This window comes from Paenibacillus sp. J22TS3 (genome assembly GCF_018403205.1).
Taxonomy (GTDB): Bacteria; Bacillota; Bacilli; order Paenibacillales; family Paenibacillaceae; genus Fontibacillus; species Fontibacillus tuaregi.
The window spans coordinates 152,019-169,607 of sequence record NZ_BOSF01000004.1 but is presented as its reverse complement, the minus strand read 5'-3'; the positions used below and the strand labels follow the sequence as shown (position 1 = coordinate 169,607).

General features: G+C 53.5%; 17 protein-coding genes and 1 riboswitch. Of the genes, 14 read left to right on the top strand and 3 right to left on the bottom strand.

Annotation, left to right across the window (positions count from 1 at the left end):
- Positions 1-52: 52 nt before the first annotated feature.
- From cobD to KJS63_RS14140, 12 genes are all read left to right on the top strand, one after another.
- Positions 53-1,144, top strand: a complete 1,092-nt coding sequence (gene cobD, locus KJS63_RS14195; protein ID WP_213619725.1) for a threonine-phosphate decarboxylase CobD — start codon at positions 53-55, stop codon at positions 1,142-1,144.
- A gap of 306 nt (positions 1,145-1,450) precedes the next feature.
- The gene (locus tag KJS63_RS14190) at positions 1,451-2,107 is read left to right on the top strand and encodes an adenosylcobinamide amidohydrolase (protein ID WP_280520821.1); all 657 of its coding nucleotides are present in this window, start codon (positions 1,451-1,453) and stop codon (positions 2,105-2,107) included.
- On the top strand, positions 2,104-3,066 hold the full coding sequence (gene cbiB, locus KJS63_RS14185; RefSeq protein WP_213619723.1) for an adenosylcobinamide-phosphate synthase CbiB: 963 nt from the start codon (positions 2,104-2,106) through the stop codon (positions 3,064-3,066). Before KJS63_RS14190 ends, cbiB begins: the two co-directional genes overlap by 4 nt.
- Positions 3,063-3,965: a histidine phosphatase family protein gene (locus tag KJS63_RS14180; RefSeq protein WP_213619722.1), complete on the top strand. Its 903-nt coding sequence runs from the start codon at positions 3,063-3,065 to the stop codon at positions 3,963-3,965. Before cbiB ends, KJS63_RS14180 begins: the two co-directional genes overlap by 4 nt.
- Before the next feature lie 359 nt (positions 3,966-4,324).
- Positions 4,325-4,534: riboswitch (cobalamin riboswitch) on the top strand.
- 236 nt (positions 4,535-4,770) lie between these two features.
- Positions 4,771-5,757 carry an ABC transporter substrate-binding protein gene (locus KJS63_RS14175; RefSeq protein ID WP_213619721.1) on the top strand — a complete coding sequence of 329 codons (987 nt, stop codon included), beginning with the start codon at positions 4,771-4,773 and terminating at the stop codon, positions 5,755-5,757.
- The gene (locus tag KJS63_RS14170; RefSeq protein WP_213619720.1) at positions 5,754-6,812 is read left to right on the top strand and encodes a FecCD family ABC transporter permease; all 1,059 of its coding nucleotides are present in this window, start codon (positions 5,754-5,756) and stop codon (positions 6,810-6,812) included. The genes KJS63_RS14175 and KJS63_RS14170 overlap by 4 nt, the downstream gene beginning before the upstream one ends.
- 2 nt (positions 6,813-6,814) lie before the next feature.
- Positions 6,815-7,624 carry an ABC transporter ATP-binding protein gene (locus tag KJS63_RS14165; protein ID WP_213620063.1) on the top strand — a complete coding sequence of 270 codons (810 nt, stop codon included), beginning with the start codon at positions 6,815-6,817 and terminating at the stop codon, positions 7,622-7,624.
- Between the two features lie 147 nt (positions 7,625-7,771).
- Positions 7,772-8,842: a nicotinate-nucleotide--dimethylbenzimidazole phosphoribosyltransferase gene (gene cobT / locus KJS63_RS14160; RefSeq protein ID WP_213619719.1), complete on the top strand. Its 1,071-nt coding sequence runs from the start codon at positions 7,772-7,774 to the stop codon at positions 8,840-8,842.
- Entirely contained in the window at positions 8,839-9,399 is a 561-nt protein-coding gene (cobU, locus tag KJS63_RS14155) for a bifunctional adenosylcobinamide kinase/adenosylcobinamide-phosphate guanylyltransferase (RefSeq protein ID WP_213619718.1), read from the top strand. Before cobT ends, cobU begins: the two co-directional genes overlap by 4 nt.
- Positions 9,396-10,247 (top strand): adenosylcobinamide-GDP ribazoletransferase, encoded by an 852-nt coding sequence (cobS, locus tag KJS63_RS14150; protein ID WP_213619717.1) that lies wholly within the window; start codon positions 9,396-9,398, stop codon positions 10,245-10,247. Before cobU ends, cobS begins: the two co-directional genes overlap by 4 nt.
- A gap of 28 nt (positions 10,248-10,275) precedes the next feature.
- Positions 10,276-11,883: a cobyric acid synthase gene (locus KJS63_RS14145; protein WP_244862605.1), complete on the top strand. Its 1,608-nt coding sequence runs from the start codon at positions 10,276-10,278 to the stop codon at positions 11,881-11,883.
- A gap of 127 nt (positions 11,884-12,010) precedes the next feature.
- On the top strand, positions 12,011-12,718 hold the full coding sequence (locus KJS63_RS14140) for a queuosine precursor transporter (RefSeq protein ID WP_213619716.1): 708 nt from the start codon (positions 12,011-12,013) through the stop codon (positions 12,716-12,718).
- 137 nt (positions 12,719-12,855) lie between these two features.
- On the opposite strand, the gene KJS63_RS14135 is transcribed toward KJS63_RS14140, so the two are convergent.
- Positions 12,856-13,944 carry a M24 family metallopeptidase gene (locus KJS63_RS14135; protein WP_213619715.1) on the bottom strand — a complete coding sequence of 363 codons (1,089 nt, stop codon included), beginning with the start codon at positions 13,942-13,944 and terminating at the stop codon, positions 12,856-12,858.
- A gap of 91 nt (positions 13,945-14,035) precedes the next feature.
- The gene (locus tag KJS63_RS14130) at positions 14,036-14,284 is read right to left on the bottom strand and encodes a DUF3949 domain-containing protein (protein WP_213619714.1); all 249 of its coding nucleotides are present in this window, start codon (positions 14,282-14,284) and stop codon (positions 14,036-14,038) included.
- A 202-nt stretch (positions 14,285-14,486) separates the two neighbouring features.
- Between KJS63_RS14130 and KJS63_RS14125 the strand changes: the two genes are divergently transcribed.
- Together KJS63_RS14125 and KJS63_RS14120 are read left to right on the top strand one after the other, a co-directional pair.
- A complete protein-coding gene (locus KJS63_RS14125; RefSeq protein ID WP_213619713.1) occupies positions 14,487-16,004 on the top strand; it encodes an MDR family MFS transporter in 1,518 nt (505 codons plus the stop codon).
- A 24-nt stretch (positions 16,005-16,028) separates the two neighbouring features.
- The gene (locus tag KJS63_RS14120) at positions 16,029-16,598 is read left to right on the top strand and encodes a PadR family transcriptional regulator (protein ID WP_213619712.1); all 570 of its coding nucleotides are present in this window, start codon (positions 16,029-16,031) and stop codon (positions 16,596-16,598) included.
- A 102-nt stretch (positions 16,599-16,700) separates the two neighbouring features.
- Here KJS63_RS14120 and KJS63_RS14115 read toward each other — a convergent pair whose 3' ends face one another.
- Positions 16,701-17,558 carry an SMR family transporter gene (locus KJS63_RS14115; protein WP_213619711.1) on the bottom strand — a complete coding sequence of 286 codons (858 nt, stop codon included), beginning with the start codon at positions 17,556-17,558 and terminating at the stop codon, positions 16,701-16,703.
- Positions 17,559-17,589: the final 31 nt, after the last annotated feature.

Below are 17,589 nucleotides of genomic sequence, written 5' to 3'. Positions count from 1 at the left end.
ATATAGCGGATCAGATACAACTTGCAAATTTGGAAAAGTTGGAGGTTGGAGCATGCTTGAGGTATACGGACACGGGGGCGATCTGGAGACCGCTGCTGTAAAATATGGCAGAAAACCGGACGAGTTCACGGATTTCAGCAGCAACATTAACCCGCTTGGCCCACCGCCCGGGTTAATAGAGGGTCTCATGGCTGAGCTTGGCTCGATAGTGCGATATCCCGATCCGGGTCATCGTGGATTCAAGACTAAACTGGCAGACCGGCTCAACCTGGATGAGGATTGGCTGTCTATTGGCAATGGCGCGGCCGAGACAATGGCGCTGCTTCTTCTTGCCATTCAGCCCAAGACGGTGGGCATTGTGGTGCCCTGCTTCTCGGAATATGCGGCTCTTGCCGCACAGTTCGGGGCCAGTATTGAATCGGTGACAGGGAGTGCGGACCATCAGTTTCACGCTGATCCGCTCGAAATGGAGCAGCTGATCCGCAGATCGGATCTGGTCTTCCTGGGGCAGCCCAATAATCCGAACGGGGTTCAATACTGTATCCAGCTGCTCCGCAGGTTCGCTGATGTGGCAGAACGGGAAGGGACTTATCTGGTGGTGGATGAGGCTTTTATCGATTTCATAGAGCCTGAAGCAAGGGCGACGCTGCTTCCGGAAATCGGGAAGTATCCGAGGCTTATTCTAATCCGGTCGATGACCAAATTTTATGCCATCCCCGGGCTCAGGCTCGGATATGGGGTCGCCCATCCCGAACTGATCCGTAAGATCAGCGGCAAGCAGGTGACCTGGAGTGTCAATCAGCTCGCACTCACTGCAGGAGAACTGGCGATAACCAGTGGAAAAGAGTATGAAGAGGCTACGATGTCCCTCATTGCCAAGGAGCGTCAATACTTGCTCGGGGAGTTGAATAAGCTGGGCTGCCGAACCTGGCCGGGAGAGGCTAACTTTCTTCTTGTCCGTCTGCCCTTTGGTTGGACAGCCGGACGGATGCAGGATGCGCTGGGACAGCGGGGAATCCTGGTCCGCAGCTGTGCGATGTATCCGGGACTTGAAGCAGGAGATATCCGGGTTGCGGTCAAGAGCCGGCAGGATAATGAGCAGCTGCTGCATCATCTTGGCGGGGTGCTTCAAGGCGAAGCCTGACAGTGCGACAAGCTTGAACTTAAGCGAAGATGAGCAGCGTCCTGAATGGGTGAATCGTACGTACACTTAATCTCCGTCATTTCCATGGAAATGGCGTGAAGAAACAGATTTATCCCATTCAGCGAATGGAGAAGCTCTGCAGGCAGGACAATTTGAGGATTCACAGAAACAGAATGCAATCTGTAAAAAAATTTGCTTCGGAAATGTTACAGTAAGCAAACATGGAGGGGAACAATGAGTACGCCATTTATACATACAGATTCATCCGGCGCTGTATATGAATCCACCGCATACCCCGGACTAAGATTGTCCCGAGGGGAGCGGCATCTCGCCCTGCATCTGCCTAAGGAGGCGGATGCGCTGGCCAGCGCCGTTTACGGAGGAGGGATGGTCCGCTTGCAGCGCATGGTCAACATTTATGTTGACCGGTTCTACCGCTGCGACGATCCGGAGCGCGATATCAGAGCGCTGCTCCAGACGTGGGGTTACCCGCTGGAGGGGACGGCCGGACTGTTGACGGCCGTCCGGCTCCAGCATGCGGCGGTGGCTGAGGAGAAGCACGACGAGGCCTCCGTGTTTGTGTGCGCCACGGCGGGCGTGTCCAACGGTGCCCGTGCGGGTTCGCCGCGCACCACGTTCCCGGCGGACTATGTCCCGGGAACGATCAACCTGATGATCGCGGTGGACGGCCGGATGACACCGGCCGCGATGGTGAACGCGATCATCACTGCCACGGAGGCGAAGGCTGCCGCCCTCGCCGACCTGGGCGTTGCCGATGCCGAGAACGGCCTTCCGGCAACGGGCACCACCACTGACGCCGTTATACTCGGCGTCAGCCAGTCCCCCGCGTACGGGCTGCTGCACCCGTACGCAGGCACCGCAACGAACATCGGCGGCCGGATCGGCCGCCTCGTCTACGGTGCGGTGCAGGAGGCGCTTGCCGCCGCGGGAGTCGGGCGGTGAGCGCCTGGTGGGTACTGCCGGCCGCCTATGTGGTCGACCGGCTGGTTGGCGATCCGCGGTCCATTCCCCATCCCGTTGTAGGGATGGGACGGGCTATTACGCGGATCGAGGCGGCCATCCGCCGCCATGTGCAGCCGCGCCGCTTCAAGGCGGCTGGCGTGCTGCTGCCGCTGCTCGTTGCGGGAGGCGCCTTCGCGCTGACCTGGGGACTGATCTGGCTGTTGGCCAAGATCAGTCCGTGGCTGGCCGCTGCCGCGGAAGTATGGCTGATCGCGACAACGGTCGCCGCGAAAGGCCTGAAGGACGCGGGCATGGAGGTGTACCACTGCCTTAAGGAGGGCGATCTTCCGGCAGCCCGCCAGTCGCTCGGCATGATTGTCGGCCGGGATACCGCACATCTGGACTCCCCCGACATTGTACGGGGAGCTGTGGAGACCGTCGCCGAAAACATCGTAGATGGCGTTGTATCCCCACTCTTCTATGCCGCTATCGGCGGTGCTCCGCTGGCAATGGCCTACCGGGCCGTGAATACACTCGATTCCATGGTCGGTTACAAGAACGACAAATATATTCATCTTGGGTGGGCTTCGGCCCGGCTGGATGATGTGGCCAATTATATTCCCGCCAGGCTCACAGCCCTGCTGCTGATTGTATCGGCATGGGCAATGAAGCTGGATGCTGGGCGGGCGTACCGCACAGTACGACGGGATGCCTCAGCACATCCCAGTCCGAACAGCGGTTATCCCGAGTCGGCGGTGGCCGGCTCGCTTGGCGTGCGGCTGGGCGGGGAGAATGTTTATCACGGAGTAAGCTCATTCCGTGCCTACATGGGAGATAAGACCCGAGAGCTCGTCCCGGATGATATTCCGAAGACGGCTGCCATGCTGATGTGGGTGTCAAACGCCAGTGTGCTTGCCGCTGCTATTGTGCTTGCCTTGGTGGAAGGAGGCTGGATGTGACGTCGTTGGTGGAATGGGTACTGGTGCGTCATGGCCGCACGCGTTGGAACGCAGAACGGCGTTATCTGGGTTCTACGGATTTAGAGCTGCTCCCAGGGAGTGAAGCGGAGCTGGGGCAGACGGCCAAAGAGCTGGCCGATGAGGCGTATGAAGCCGTCTTCTGCAGTGATCTTGTACGCTGCCAGGAGACCCTAATTCGGGTGCGTCCTGATTTAATTCCGATTGTCAGGTACGATCCGCGGCTGCGGGAGATGGACTTTGGACTGTGGGAAGGCAAGACTTATGAGCAGTTGAAGGATCTACCGCTGTATCGAAGCTGGCTGGATGCACCGGATCGGCACACGCCTCCTGGCGGTGAATCATGGAACCAGTTCTATGCCAGGGTATCCTCGGCATGTCGGGACATTGCTGCACTAACGGAAGAACTGGTTTGTGCGGCAGACCTGCGGGAGGCAGCTCATAGAGCTGCCGGAACTGGCCCTGACACTGAAACTAAAATTGTAACAGACACGGACGCGGACACAGACACTATAACTGTTACTGACACTATAACTGTTACTGACACTGTAACTGCTGCTGCTGCTGGTGCTGGTGCTGATATTGATATTGGTACTGGTACCGGGACTGGTAATGAACTTGACCCTGATACAACTAGAGGAACCGAGCCGGGTATAACGATGGCGAACTCAACACGCCGGGGAAGTGTGCAGTCCTCAGATACGTATTCAGGAAATAAGCCCAGCCAGGATGAGTCTGTACCAAAAGCTAGAGTATTAGTTGTGACCCACGGCGGTGTAATCCGCCTGATGCGCACACTGCTGATGCCGGGAACCGGATTTTGGGATGGAAATCTGGGGACCGGGGATGTTGTCAGGCTCCGGACGCAGCTGGAGACTTAAAGCTAACCAGGAAATAAGCCCAGTCAGGATAGGCCTGTATCAAAAGCTAGAGTATTAGTTGTGACCCATGGCGGTGTAATCCGCCTGATGCGCACGCTGCTGATGCCGGGAACCGGATTTTGGGATGGAAATCTGGGGACCGGGCATGTTGTCAGGCTCCGGACGCAGCTGGAGACTTAAAGCTAACTCGGGAACGTGGTCTCTGTTAATTCAGAGTGACTTCCAGGGTATTTTTATCGGAATTTTCTAAAAATTGTCGCATAAAGCTGCTGATAAGGGCCTGGATGAACAATTACAGGTTGTACGACAGGATGTTTTCCCCTATAATCCAGAGGAGTAGATTCACCTTTATGAAAGCGAATAACCAAGCTCTGTAAGGTCCCCGTATAGGCTGTATCCATTTTGCCAATTCGGGGTTAAAAGGGAAGCCGGTGCAAATCCGGCACGGTCCCGCCACTGTAACCGGGGACGAGCCCAATCATTAGCCACTGTACTGTAAAAGTATGGGAAGGCGGGCCATCGTCATTCAACCCGAAAGTCAGGAGACCTGCCTTACAGATTCACAAGCGGTCCTCCGAGGAAGGGACAACGTTCTGTCGAATACATATTGCTGCGGTATAGCTGTTCACATGGATTTTGTGTGAGGGAGAAGCTGCGGGGTAATCTTTCGTAGACGTAGACCTGATCTTATGGATCAGGTCTTTCTTTTGCTGGGGTCGGTTAGACTCATCGCTGATTAGGTTCGCTATTCGGGTGTAATAAGGTGGTTTCTAATTTCAGGTTAAGAAGGGGAGAGAGACAAACAATGAAGAAATGGAACAAGTTAGGGGCCGTATGGCTGCTTGCACTGGCGCTCGCGGTAACAGCAGGCTGCGGCAATAAGGACACGGCAGGAACGCAGACACAGGAGCCGGCTAAGCAGGAGACAAAAGCTCCTGAGCAGCAGGACGCGCTGAAGACGGTTTATCCACTGAAGCTGAAGGATGCGACTGGAGAAGAGGTAACTTTTGACAAGGCACCGGCCAAAATCGTATCCCTTGCCCCGTCCGAGACTGAAGCACTGTTCTCGATCGGTCTGGACAAGGAAATTGTGGGTGTGACGGATTTCGATGATTATCCGGAAGCGGCTAAATCGAAGCCTAAGATGGGCGGAATGGATGTCAATGTGGAGACCATCGTGGCGGCTCAGCCGGATGTGGTGTTTGTGGCTGGTCTGACCAATGCCGAGACTATTAAGAAGCTGCGTGATCTTAAAATCAAGGTGTTCCAGTTTAATCCGAAAACCATTGATGCTGTAATAGGAGACATTGAAACCTACGGTCAAATTACGGATCACCAGGCTGAAGCCAAAAAGGTAACCGACCAGATGCACAAGGAGCTTCAGCAGGTGACCGACGCCGTGAAAAGTCTAACCCCAGAACAGAAAAAGAAAGTGTATATCGAATTCTCACCAGGATATACCGTGGGTAAAGGCGAGTTTATGGATGAGATGATCACCTTGTCGGGCGGCGTCAACGTGGCTGGTGATCTGACAGGCTGGCAGCAGATCAATGAAGAGAACATTATCAAGGCTAATCCGGATGTGATTCTCTATGCTAAGAGCGTTGTGGACGAGAACAAGAAGACATTGGCTGATATTATTAAAGGCCGCAGCGGATGGGATCAAATCAAGGCAGTTAAAGACAGCCGCATTGTCGGTATGGATGACAACCTGCTGAGCCGTCCGGGGCCTCGTGTAACCCAAGGTCTGCTTGAAGTAGCCAAAGCGATTTATCCGGATCTGATAAAATGAGTAAAAGATTAGCGGGATATACCGGGGCCAGTCTGATTTTGCTGGTCCTCACCCTGCTGATTTGTGTGGGCACCGGCTCGGTTTCCCTGCCGCTGATGGAAATTGCACGTATTCTGCTGCACCGGATTCCTTATGTCGGCAGCTTCATTACCCCGGACTGGACGACGGCATCGGAGCAGATTGTACTCAATGTGCGTCTACCCCGCGTACTGCTTGGGTTGATCGTGGGATCGTCGCTCTCTCTGGCGGGGGCAGCCTTTCAAGGAGTGCTTCGCAATCCTCTTGCGGACCCGTTTACCTTGGGAGTATCTTCGGGGGCTTCCGTCGGGGCGGCTGTGCTGATCTTCTTCGGTTGGCAGTTCTCGTTGATTGGAATTTTCACACTGCCTGCCGTTGCTTTCATGACAGGCATCCTCACCTTGTGGGTGGTGCTGGTTCTGGCCAGGGAAAAGGGCAAGATTCCAACTGAAAGTCTGATCCTCTCAGGCGTGGTGATGCAGTCATTTCTTGGTGCGGTGGTGGCCTTTCTAACCGCGATGTCGAAGAAGACGGTCAATGAAATTTTATATTGGACAATGGGAAGCCTGAGTCTCCGTGGATGGTCGTATACGGCCATCCTTTTGCCGTATTTGGTGATTGGACTCCTGATCATATGGAGCGGGGCCCGCAGGCTGAATCTGTTCGCGCTTGGGGAACGTCAGGCCGCACATTCAGGCCTTGATGTGGAGCGCACGAAGCTGGTTATGCTGGCCGTGGCTACCCTGCTTACGGCGGCTTCGGTGTCTGTGGCTGGTGTAATCGGGTTCGTGGGCCTGGTTGTGCCTCATATGATCCGCTTGATCACCGGACCGGATTACCGGCTGATCGTTCCTTTATCGGCAATATGCGGCGGTGTATTCCTGATGTGGAGCGATCTCATCGCCCGTACGATCCTGGGACAGATCGAGATTCCTTTGGGCATCGTTACCGCATTTGTCGGTGCCCCTTTCTTTGCCCTGCTGCTGTATCGCAATAAGAAGCGCCGGGCTCATCTTCAGGAAGGTGGTACGTTATGAGCATGATTGAGGTCAGAGGGTTAACGAAGCGCCGGGGAAGCAGGAAGGTGCTGAAACAGATCAATTTCAGCGTGTCTCAAGGAGAGTTTCTTGGTGTCATTGGGCCTAACGGCAGCGGCAAAACGACGCTGCTGCATACGATTTCGGGGGTTGAAGGAATTGATGAGGGTGAAATCGTTGTGGATGGCCGGAAGGTGGAGGCCTACGGACGCAAGGAGCTTGCCCGCAAGCTTGCGGTGCTTCAGCAGGATGGCATTCCTAGTATCGCGTATCCGGTCAAGGACATTATTGAGATGGGAAGATTCCCGTTTCTGGATTGGCTTGGCCGGGATCAAAGCAAGGATACCGAAGCTGTCATAAAGAGAATTATGCATCGGCTGGATCTTGACTCTTTGGCAGATCGTCCTGTTAATGAGCTTAGCGGTGGACAGCGGCAGCGGGTGGCCTTGGGCAAGGTCATGGCTCAGCAGCCGCGTGTGCTGCTGCTGGATGAGCCTACGACTTATCTGGATATTCGTTATCAGCTTCAATTCATGGAGCTTGTGGCCCAGTGGCGCCAGGAGGAAGAGGTGACGGTCATCGCCGTCATGCACGATCTGAATCTGGCCTCCCTGTACTGTGACCGGCTGCTTGTTCTGCAGGATGGGGCGGCGGCGGCCGTCGGAACCCCTGAGCAACTGCTGACACCGGAGACGATCCACGAGGTCTTCCAAGTGCAGTCTGCGGTGACTGCCCATCCGGATACCGGCGTACCGCAGGTCATGCTTAGACGGGGGGAGCAGCCAGCCGCTGAGGATGGAGCAAACCTCTAAGAACACTCGGCATCGCAGCGCCCCTAAAGGGTACCTTCATAAGTTCATTTTATATAGAATATTTTCCCATTTGGGTAATAATGGAATGGGTGTCCAGCCCGTTATATTATATTAATTAGGAATGAAGGACTGAAAGGAGCAGTACGTATGAGTCATACCATTCTTGATCGAATCGGGCCTATCTCGCCTCCAGATAGTTCTGCAGTACAAGCTGCACAGAGAAGATTAGACAGCCTGACCAAACCGCCGGGAAGTCTCGGCAAGCTGGAGGAGCTGGCTGCCCGCCTTGCCGGGATTAGCGGTACCGCCCTACCTTCTTATACTAACCGGGCGGTTGTGGTTATGGCTGCGGATCATGGTGTCTGTGAGGAAGGTGTCAGCGCTTTTCCGGCTGAGGTGACACAGCAGATGGTTTTAAATTTTCTTGAAGGCGGGGCAGCGGTGAATGTACTGGCAAGGCAGGCCCAAGCGGAAGTAGTGTGCGTGGATATTGGGGTGAACGGGAATATCGGACACCCTGGACTCGTGAAGCGCAAAATTAAATACGGAACGGACAACATGGTAGCCGGCCCTGCCATGAGCCGGGAGGAAGCGGAGAAGGCGATCCTTGTCGGGGCTGATCTGGTGGCTGAGGCTATGAGCCGGGGCGTCAACCTGTTTGTTACCGGAGAAATGGGGATCGGCAATACAACAGCAAGCTCTGCGGTAATGAGCGCCCTGACGGGAATAACTCCGCTTGAGAGCGTAGGCCGGGGCACCGGACTGAATGACGAGCGCTTAAGGCATAAAGGGGTTATTGTACAGAGGGCAATCGAGTTAAATAAACCGGACCCTTCCGATCCGCTGGATGTGCTTGCGAAGGTGGGTGGACTTGAAATCGCCGGACTTGCCGGAGTCATTCTGAAATGTGCAGCAAGCCGTGTTCCTGTGGTCATTGATGGATTTATCTCTACTGCGGCGGCGTTGATCGCTGCAAGGTTAGCGCCGGAGTCCCTGGATTATATGATCGCGTCTCATGTTTCTGGAGAGCAAGGACATGCCCTTCTGCTCCGTGAGCTTGGACTTGTGCCCATGCTGGATCTGGGGATGCGTTTGGGTGAAGGAACCGGCGGGGTGCTTGCTCTTCATTTGATCGATGCCGCATGCCGGATTCCGGCTGAAATGGCGACCTTTGAAAGTGCTGGCATTTCGGGTGCGGAAGAGGATTTGCCGTCATGATTGCGCTCATTACAGGCGGAGCCCGCAGCGGGAAGAGCGCTTTTGCCGAGAAATGGGTGATGAAACAGGCGCAATCCGCCGTATACGTGGCTACCGCACAAATTTTCGACGAGGAAATGCGTGAGCGGGTCGGTCTTCACAGGCAGCAGCGTCTGGAAGGCGGTTATGATTGGACAACTGTGGAGGAGCCGCTGAAACTCCCTGAACTGTTGGAAGAGCTGAGTCAGACACCGGATGGGGTGCCAGCTGTTCTGGTGGATTGTCTAACCCTGTGGCTGTCCAATGTATTGTTGGCCAAATGGGACACTCCGGACTATGCGGACGGGGTTGAGGATGAGATTGAACGCCTGATACTGGCTGCAAAACGTTATCCGGGTAATCTGGCTATGGTCACCAATGAGGTGGGCAGCGGGATTGTTCCCGAATACCCGCTTGGTCGCGCATACAGAGATCTGGCGGGGCGGCTGAACCGCAAGGCGGCGGAAATTTCAGACCAGGTGTTCCTGGTCACGGTGGGAATCCCGGTGGAATTGAAGAGCAGGGAGTACCTGATATGAGGGGCCGGGGTCATGCATTCCTGGCCGCTTTTCAATTTTTGTCACGGTTCCCGGTAAGAGCAGAGCTTGATTTCACCCCGGAACTGCTTAAACGCAGTACCAGGTATTACCCCATGGTAGGCGCGGCGATCGGTGTTGTCCTGAGCTTGATCTCATGTCTGCTGGCACAGGTGCTTCCCGGGCTTGTATCTGCTGTCATCGTGCTGATTGTCTGGGTTTACCTTACCGGAGGACTGCATCTGGACGGCTGGATGGATACGGCAGACGGGCTGCTCAGCTACCGGTCAAGGGACAAGATGCTTGAGATTATGAAAGACAGCCGGGTTGGAGCGATGGGGGTGATTGCCTGTGTGCTGCTGTTGCTGCTCAAGACCGCGCTCATCGCTTCGCTGCTTGAGCAGGCTGCCCTCCCGGCGGCGCTGCTTACTGCGCCTTTGTGGAGCCGCTGGTTTATGGTTTATGCCATGGCGGCTTGGCCCCAGGCCAGAGGGCCTGAGGGGCTTGCGGGAAGATTTGGCGGCATGCGTTACAAATCCGCCCTGCTGGCGGGCCTCTGGGCATTGGTCTTGTCGGGTGCAGGTCTCGGGCTGTGTGTATTCTTCGGTTACGGGGCTGGTTCAGATATAGGTTCAGTTTTAGGTTCACATTTAGGTTCAAGCTCAGGCTCAGGCTGGATCAAGCTCGGTATCCTGTGGATTGTTCTGCCTCTTGCGGCATGGAGTGTAGGGACGTACGTCTCTTCCCGAATCAGCCGCAAGCTTGGCGGGCTCACCGGGGATGTCTATGGAGCCCTGAATGAGGGGCTTGAAGTGATGCTCTTGTTAATCGTAACCGGGGTGACCCATTAAAAATTCAGGTAGAGTGGAGGGCTTCAACATGAATAGCAACGAGGTGCAACCGGAGGGGGCCGTTCTCATGCTGCAAGGAACGGCTTCCGATGTAGGCAAGAGTGTGATAACCACTGCGCTCTGCCGGATTTTTAAGCAGGATGGCTTTCGTGTAGCTCCCTTTAAGTCACAGAATATGGCGCTGAATTCTTATGTCACTCCAGATGGACTAGAGATCGGAAGAGCCCAGGGGGTGCAGGCTGAGGCCTGCGGGATTCCTGCGGTTACGGACATGAATCCGATTCTGATTAAACCGACGGGGGACATGCATTCCCAAGTGGTTGTTCACGGTAGGCCCCTCTCCCACATGAGCGCAGCGGCCTACCGCAGCGAATTCCTGCCCACAGCGAAGCCGGTTGTTCTGGATGCGCTTGAAAGATTGCGTTCCCGCTTTGACATCGTGGTTATGGAGGGGGCCGGGAGTCCGGCAGAGATTAATCTGAAGGATAGGGACATCGTCAATATGAACCTGGCGGGTTGGGCTGATGCCCCGGTCCTGCTGGTTGCCGATATCGACCGCGGCGGGGTATTTGCGTTTCTTGTGGGCACCTTGGAGCTGCTTACCCCGTCTGAACGCGCCCGGGTTCAGGGCTTTATCATTAACAAGTTCAGGGGAGACCTTGCGCTTCTGAAGCCGGGGTTGGACTGGCTGAAAGAGCGGACAGGGATTCCGGTTCTCGGCGTGCTCCCCTTCCTGCCTGATCTTGAGATCGAGGCGGAGGACTCGGTGGTGCTGGACAGCTACCCGGCTGCGGCGGCAGGCAGGCATATTGACATTGCGGTGATCCGTTATCCGAGGATTTCGAACTTTACGGATTTTGATCCGCTGGGAGCTGAAGAAGATGTAAGTCTTCGTTATGTATCCCGTGCCGAGGAATTGGGAATACCTGATGTGATTATTCTGCCCGGCAGCAAGAACACGATTGCAGACCTCGGGTTTCTCAGGGATCAAGGCTTGGACAAGGCTATTGCCCTTGCGATGCAAAAACCGGGGACAAGGCTGGTGGGAATCTGCGGAGGATACCAAATGCTCGGTAGATCCATTACCGATCCTGAAGCTTATGATTCCGCCGTGGCGGGACAGACTGAGGGGCTTGGCTGGCTGCCGGTGGATACGGTATTCCAAGCGGAGAAGAGGACAACACGAGTAAGCGGTTATGTCCTGCCTGATCAGCTGCACAGCTTGTGTACCGATGAGTCCGCTATGTGGGTGGAGGGTTATGAAATTCATATGGGAGACACCCGGTGGTGTGAAGAATGCAGCCCAAGACCGCTGTTCGAGCTGTCGGATGCCAGCTCCCCTTCGGACAAGCGTTGGCTTGAGGGAGCGATAAGCGAGGACGGCACCGTGATGGGAACCTATTTGCACGGTGTGTTTGAGAATGACATTTGGCGGCGGGCTTGGCTAAATGCGATCCGGGTGAAGAAGGGGTTGGAACCTGTTGACTTCACCTTCTACGCGGCGGAGCGGAAGGAACGGGCTTTCGACCGGTTGGCTGCGGCTGCAAGGGAGCATCTCAACTTAGAGCGGATATATGAGATTGCCGGGCTGCGGAAGCAGTCAAGCGATGGGATGCCTAAAGTCTCTGGAAAATAAAGTGTGGCATAACCGGGCAAGGTTATGCTAGAGTAGGATTTGCTGTGTCGGAAGTCGGAGGTTGACTTGCAGACCAGCCGCGGTTCGTAACCATCCCGCGTAACCAAAACTAGGAAGGAAGAGACAGATGTTCAATTTTAGCTGGGGTGTGTTGTTCGTTCTTGTGAACTTCACGTTCTTTTTGATTTGTTACAAGTTCTTTGGCAGAAAAGGGCTTTACGCCTGGATTGGTGTGGCCACAGTTGTCGCTAATATTCAAGTTGCGAAGACGATCGATATGTTCGGTATCGTGATGACCCTTGGGAACACGATGTACGTCAGTCTGTATATGACCAGTGACTTGCTCAATGAGAAGTTTGGCCGGGAGGAAGCCCGGAAGGCCGTCTGGTTCGGCTTCTTCACACTCATTATGACCACTGTTATTATGCAGATGGTGCTGGTCTTTGAACCGCAGAAAGGGGATTTCGCTCAGGACGCGATGCAGAAGCTGTTCGGCTTGATGCCAAGGCTGGCGCTCGGAAGTCTGACGGCTTATTTCATCAGCCAGTTCCTGGATGTGCAGCTCTATGCCTGGATCCGTAAGTTTTATCCGGATCGGAATCAGCTTTGGATTCGTAACAACGGGAGTACGATGGTCAGTTCTTTTGTGGATACGCTGATTTTTTGTACAATCGCCTTTGCGGGCCTGTACAGTCTGACTGAATGGTTGGAAATTTTGTTCACTACGTACATTGCCAAATTTGTATTAACTGCGGTGGGCACACCGTTTCTATATATCGCCCGCAATTTCAAACATCCGGAGGATGAGGCAGCTCTTCTAAAAAGCGCGAGCTAGAAGAAGGCAAAGTGCAAACTGTAACCTGCGCCCAAAACCGTATATACTCGTCCAGACCCAAACAAAAGCCTTATTCCCTGTTGACCATAGGAATAAGGCTTTTGCTAATTATTTAGAGAATTCTCTTGAGAAGACGGCTATTCCAGAATCGTCAAATTCTTCGGATAGGAGGTGAGGACCTCCACTCCATCAGCTGTGACACGGATATCATCCTCAATACGGACACCACCCAGATTTGGTATGTACACTCCCGGCTCTACCGTGAACACGTTGCCCTCCTGCAGATGATCCTCATTCTGGTTGTGGATGGAAGGATACTCATGAACATCGATGCCAAGTCCATGTCCGAGACGGTGCATGAAATATGGACCGTATCCCGCATCCTCAATCACACGGCGGGCCGCGAGATCAATAGAAGCAAAGGACACTCCGGGTTTAATCGCCCGGATGGCCGCTTCGTTGGCCTCAAGCACGGTATTGTAGACCCGGACCAGTTCAGGAGCCGGCTCCCCAAAGGAAAAGGTTCGGGTAATATCTGATGCGTAGCCATCCGCATACACCCCGATATCGAACATGACCATATCGCCGTGTTTCAGTGCTCTTGTGCCGGGCACCCCATGCGGAAGTGCGGTCTTCTCCCCAAACAAGACCATCGAATCGAAGGAAGGTCCGTCTGCGCCCAAGCGGCGAATCTGGTATTCAATCTCCGCCACCAGCTCATTCTCGGTGACGCCTTCGCGTACCTTGGATACTCCCTCTTGCAGCACTTTTTCAATAAGATCGACCGCATGTTTGATCTTTATAATCTCCTCGGGAGATTTGCGCACCCGCATATCCTGAAGCCAAGGCCCGATATCCCGGTAACGGGCAAAGGTCAGATGCTCCTGAAGCGCTTCAAACCTGGTGACGGACAAATGATTCTTCTCTAGGGCAATGGTTCCTGCGGAGCCCTTCAAAGCCTGGCTCAGCACAAGATACGGATTATCTGTATCTTCGTGGGTATACACATGCATGGTATCCGAAGCCGCACGTGCGGCTTCCTCATCAAGCGCGGGAACGATGAGAACAGGCTCCTGGCCTAACGTCATTGCAGCGGCGAGAAAGCGCTCATGCGGCTCGCTCAGAAAACCGGTCAGATAATAAATATGTTTAGGGTCCGTAATCAGAAGGGTCTGTACCCCGTTATCCTGCATGTGGCGTGCCAGTTGAGACCATTTAGAGTTCATAGCAGTACTCCCTTTCTAGTATGTGAGTCTTTATATCATATCACACAAAACAAAAAAGGCGCCCTCAGCGGGCACCGTATTCCCCAGTAGATTATGCTTTGCTGTGCCTTAGTTTGTAGATGAACGAAGCCACCGCAGCAGCTAGCCAGAATCCGCCCTGCATACTGAAATGGAGCTGTTCCTCCTCATAAGATAGGTTCTCATAGTAAGCATTCTGCTCGGCCCCGGTCTTATGCTTAAGCTTCCTAAGCTCTGTAATGTAACCATATTGAACATACACCATGAGTATAAAGGCACCCAGAAGAACAACGGCAAGGCCAACCATAACAGCAGCTGGCATAAGTATCAGCCCCCTTTTCCATAATTATACAGTATTTAAAACGTAAATCAAAGAGGTTCCGGATACAGATCAAATAAAGTTAGGTTATAGCTGTTTTTTACCGACTAATCGGAAAAAGGGATATTGCAAATTATTCTAATTTGAATATAATTAACGTAAATAAGTATTCAAATTTGAATAAGTTAAGAGGAGTACAGATCTTATGATTGAGAGTAGTAAGCGGAATACCAGGTTTATTGTAGCCGGCCTGCTTCTGGCTATTCTGATGTCGGCGATGGATAACACCATTGTGACTACGGCTATGGGAACCATCGTTTCCGAGCTTGGTGGAATGGAACAGTTTATTTGGGTGACCTCGGCTTATATGGTTACGGTTATGGCCGGAACACCGATATTTGGCAAGCTGTCCGATATGTACGGAAGGAAGCGATTTTTTATTTTCGGCCTGATTGTATTTCTGGTCGGCTCCATGCTGTGCGGAATGGCTGGCAGCATCGTGCAGTTGAGTATATTCCGGGCCATTCAGGGGATTGGCGGCGGTGCATTGATGCCGATTGCGTTTACGATTATATTTGATATCTTCCCGCCAGAATCGCGCGGCAAAACAACAGGGCTGTTCGGTGCCGTATTTGGCATGTCCAGTATATTTGGCCCGCTGCTCGGGGCATTTATCACGGAGAGCCTTGGATGGAACTGGGTATTCTATATCAACGTGCCGCTCGGAATCATTTCCTTGATTCTGATCGTTGTATACTATAAAGAATCGATGTCCCACTCCAAGCAGCGGATTGATTGGGGCGGGGCAGCAACTTTGGTTGGAGCTGTCGTGTGCCTGATGTTCGCCCTGGAGCTTGGCGGCAAGGAATATGCTTGGGACTCTTTGCAGATTATTGGGTTATTCGCTGGGTTTGCGGTGCTGTTCGTGGTGTTTATTATGATAGAGCGGGTAGCCTCTGAGCCTATTATCTCGTTCAAAATGCTGAGCAACCGCCTGTTTGCGACGAGCAACCTCGTTGCCTTTTTCTACGGCTCGGTGTTTATTGTAGCTACGGTGTATATCCCGATCTTTGTTCAAGGTGTATTTGGAGGCTCAGCCACGAATTCGGGCTTGATCCTGATGCCGATGATGATCGGTTCGGTCGCCGGCTCACAGGTGGGTGGCCTGCTCACTACAAGAACCTCGTTCAGGAACATTATGATGATCTCCGTGGTATGCTTCCTGGCAGGCACTGTTCTGCTCAGCACTTTATCGCCAGATACCTCCCGTATGATCATGACCTTGTTTACGATTCTGACCGGGTTCGGTGTAGGGTTCTCGTTCTCTGTTCTGAGTATGGCGGCGATCCATCACTTTGACATGCGTCAGCGCGGTTCAGCGACTTCGACGAACTCTTTTCTCCGTTCTCTTGGCATGACACTTGGGATTACGATTTTCGGAATTATCCAGCGCAACGCCTTCTCGGAGAAAATGACGTCAGCCTTCGGCGGATCTTCTGCCGGGGCAACCAACTTTGGGAACCCTCAGGAAGCGCTGACTCCAGAGAACCGGAAGCTGATTCCCGAACCGGTCCTGCATAAGATTACCGAAGCCATGTCCTCTTCCATCGCTCACACATTTATGTGGACGCTGATTCCCGTTGGCTGTGCCGTAATCTGTGTGCTGCTTATGCCTAAGGACAGAGTGTCTGTGAAGGCTAAGACGGCAAGACAAACCGAGTAGACTTGCGAGGGGAGTGACTGTATCATGTCGATCAAGCTGGCGGTTCTTGGACTGCTTCTTGAGCGGGATATGCATCCTTATGAGATGCGTTTGATTATGCGGGACCGGGCCTTTGACCAGAGCGCCAAGATTCAAATTGGTTCTTTGTACTATGCAGTGGATCAGATGGTCAAGCAGGAATATATCGAAGCGGTGGAAGTGATTAAGAGCGATAACCGGCCGGATAAGACCGTCTACCGGATTACAGATCAGGGCAGGGATTATTTCGAGAAACTGCTGCTCAGCAAGTTTCAGGAGATTGAGCCGGTCTATCATTCCTTGTACATTGCGCTCGCTTTTGCCGGAAAAGGCGATCAGAAGAAAATTGCCTCTATTCTGAAGAGCAGAGTAGAGGAGGCCGAGCATCAGGTAAATTATTTGTACCAGGTATATGAGGAGCATATCGGCACTGTATCCCGCAGTGTCCTTCATCTGATGGCGGGGAGATACGAGCATGCTAAGACCGAGCTCGGATGGCTGAAAAGGGTGTACGAGGATGCGTGTGCCGGAAGGCTGAATGAACGGGGCAGCACCCCGATCCTGGAAGACGAATAGATAAGAAGGCAGGAGTAATTACACAGGTACCCATACACTGGACACTTGAAAGAGTGTTTAGTGTATGGGTACCTTTTTGTGTACCGGAATTTATATTGGGAGTTATCCCCACATTCCTACAAGCAGAATTCCACCGGCAATGACCACGGAGCCAATAATCCGCTGTGTCCCTTGTTTTTCTTTAAGCAAGAGTACCCCTAGCAATGTGGCAAAGACAGTCCCGGTCTCCCGCAGCGGGCCGATATGTGCCATGGGCGCTTGCTGCATGGCGAACAGGAAGAGCAGATAAGAGCCTGGGTTCAACACGGCACCGAGCAGCATCGTCCGCCAGTTAGCCTTCCATTCCGCACGAAGCTCGCCGGAGAGCAAGACCTTTGGCGTAAGGCCGGCTACAAAACCAATATTGGTTACCTCTAGGAGGGCCAAAGGGGAAATATGCTGCAAATTTAACTTGTCAACGAATACATAACAGGTGATGCAGGCGCCGATCCCGAGCGCCATTAAAAAAGGTTTTATCTCTTGCAGCCGGATCGATAAATCGTGCTTCCGGGTCCCCATTCCGGCATGTACCAAGAATCCGCACAGCATCAGGCCTATTCCGAACCATCCGGCTCCAGAGAGCGATTCCTTCAGGAGAATGACTCCAACCAATGGAACCAGTAAAGTGCTGGCGCCGCGCATGACCGGATAGACTTGCGAAAGGTCTCCAAGCTCGTAGGCTTGGGACAACAGCCAGGAGTACAGGGCTTGCAGTACCGCAGACAAAGCCATCAGGGCGTAAGCTTCGGCAGCCAAGGATTGGAGCCCCAGTTCCCGAATCAAAGAAGGCAGGAGCAAAATGGTGGGCAGCATCATGATCGACCACAGAAAGACGCTTTTGTTCCTGCTTTGTTTGGTGAACAGATTCCAGACGGCATGGGCCATGCCGGAAGCGACAACGAGAAGTATGGGGAGTAGCATTTACGTTTTCATTCCATTCTTGATGGTATTG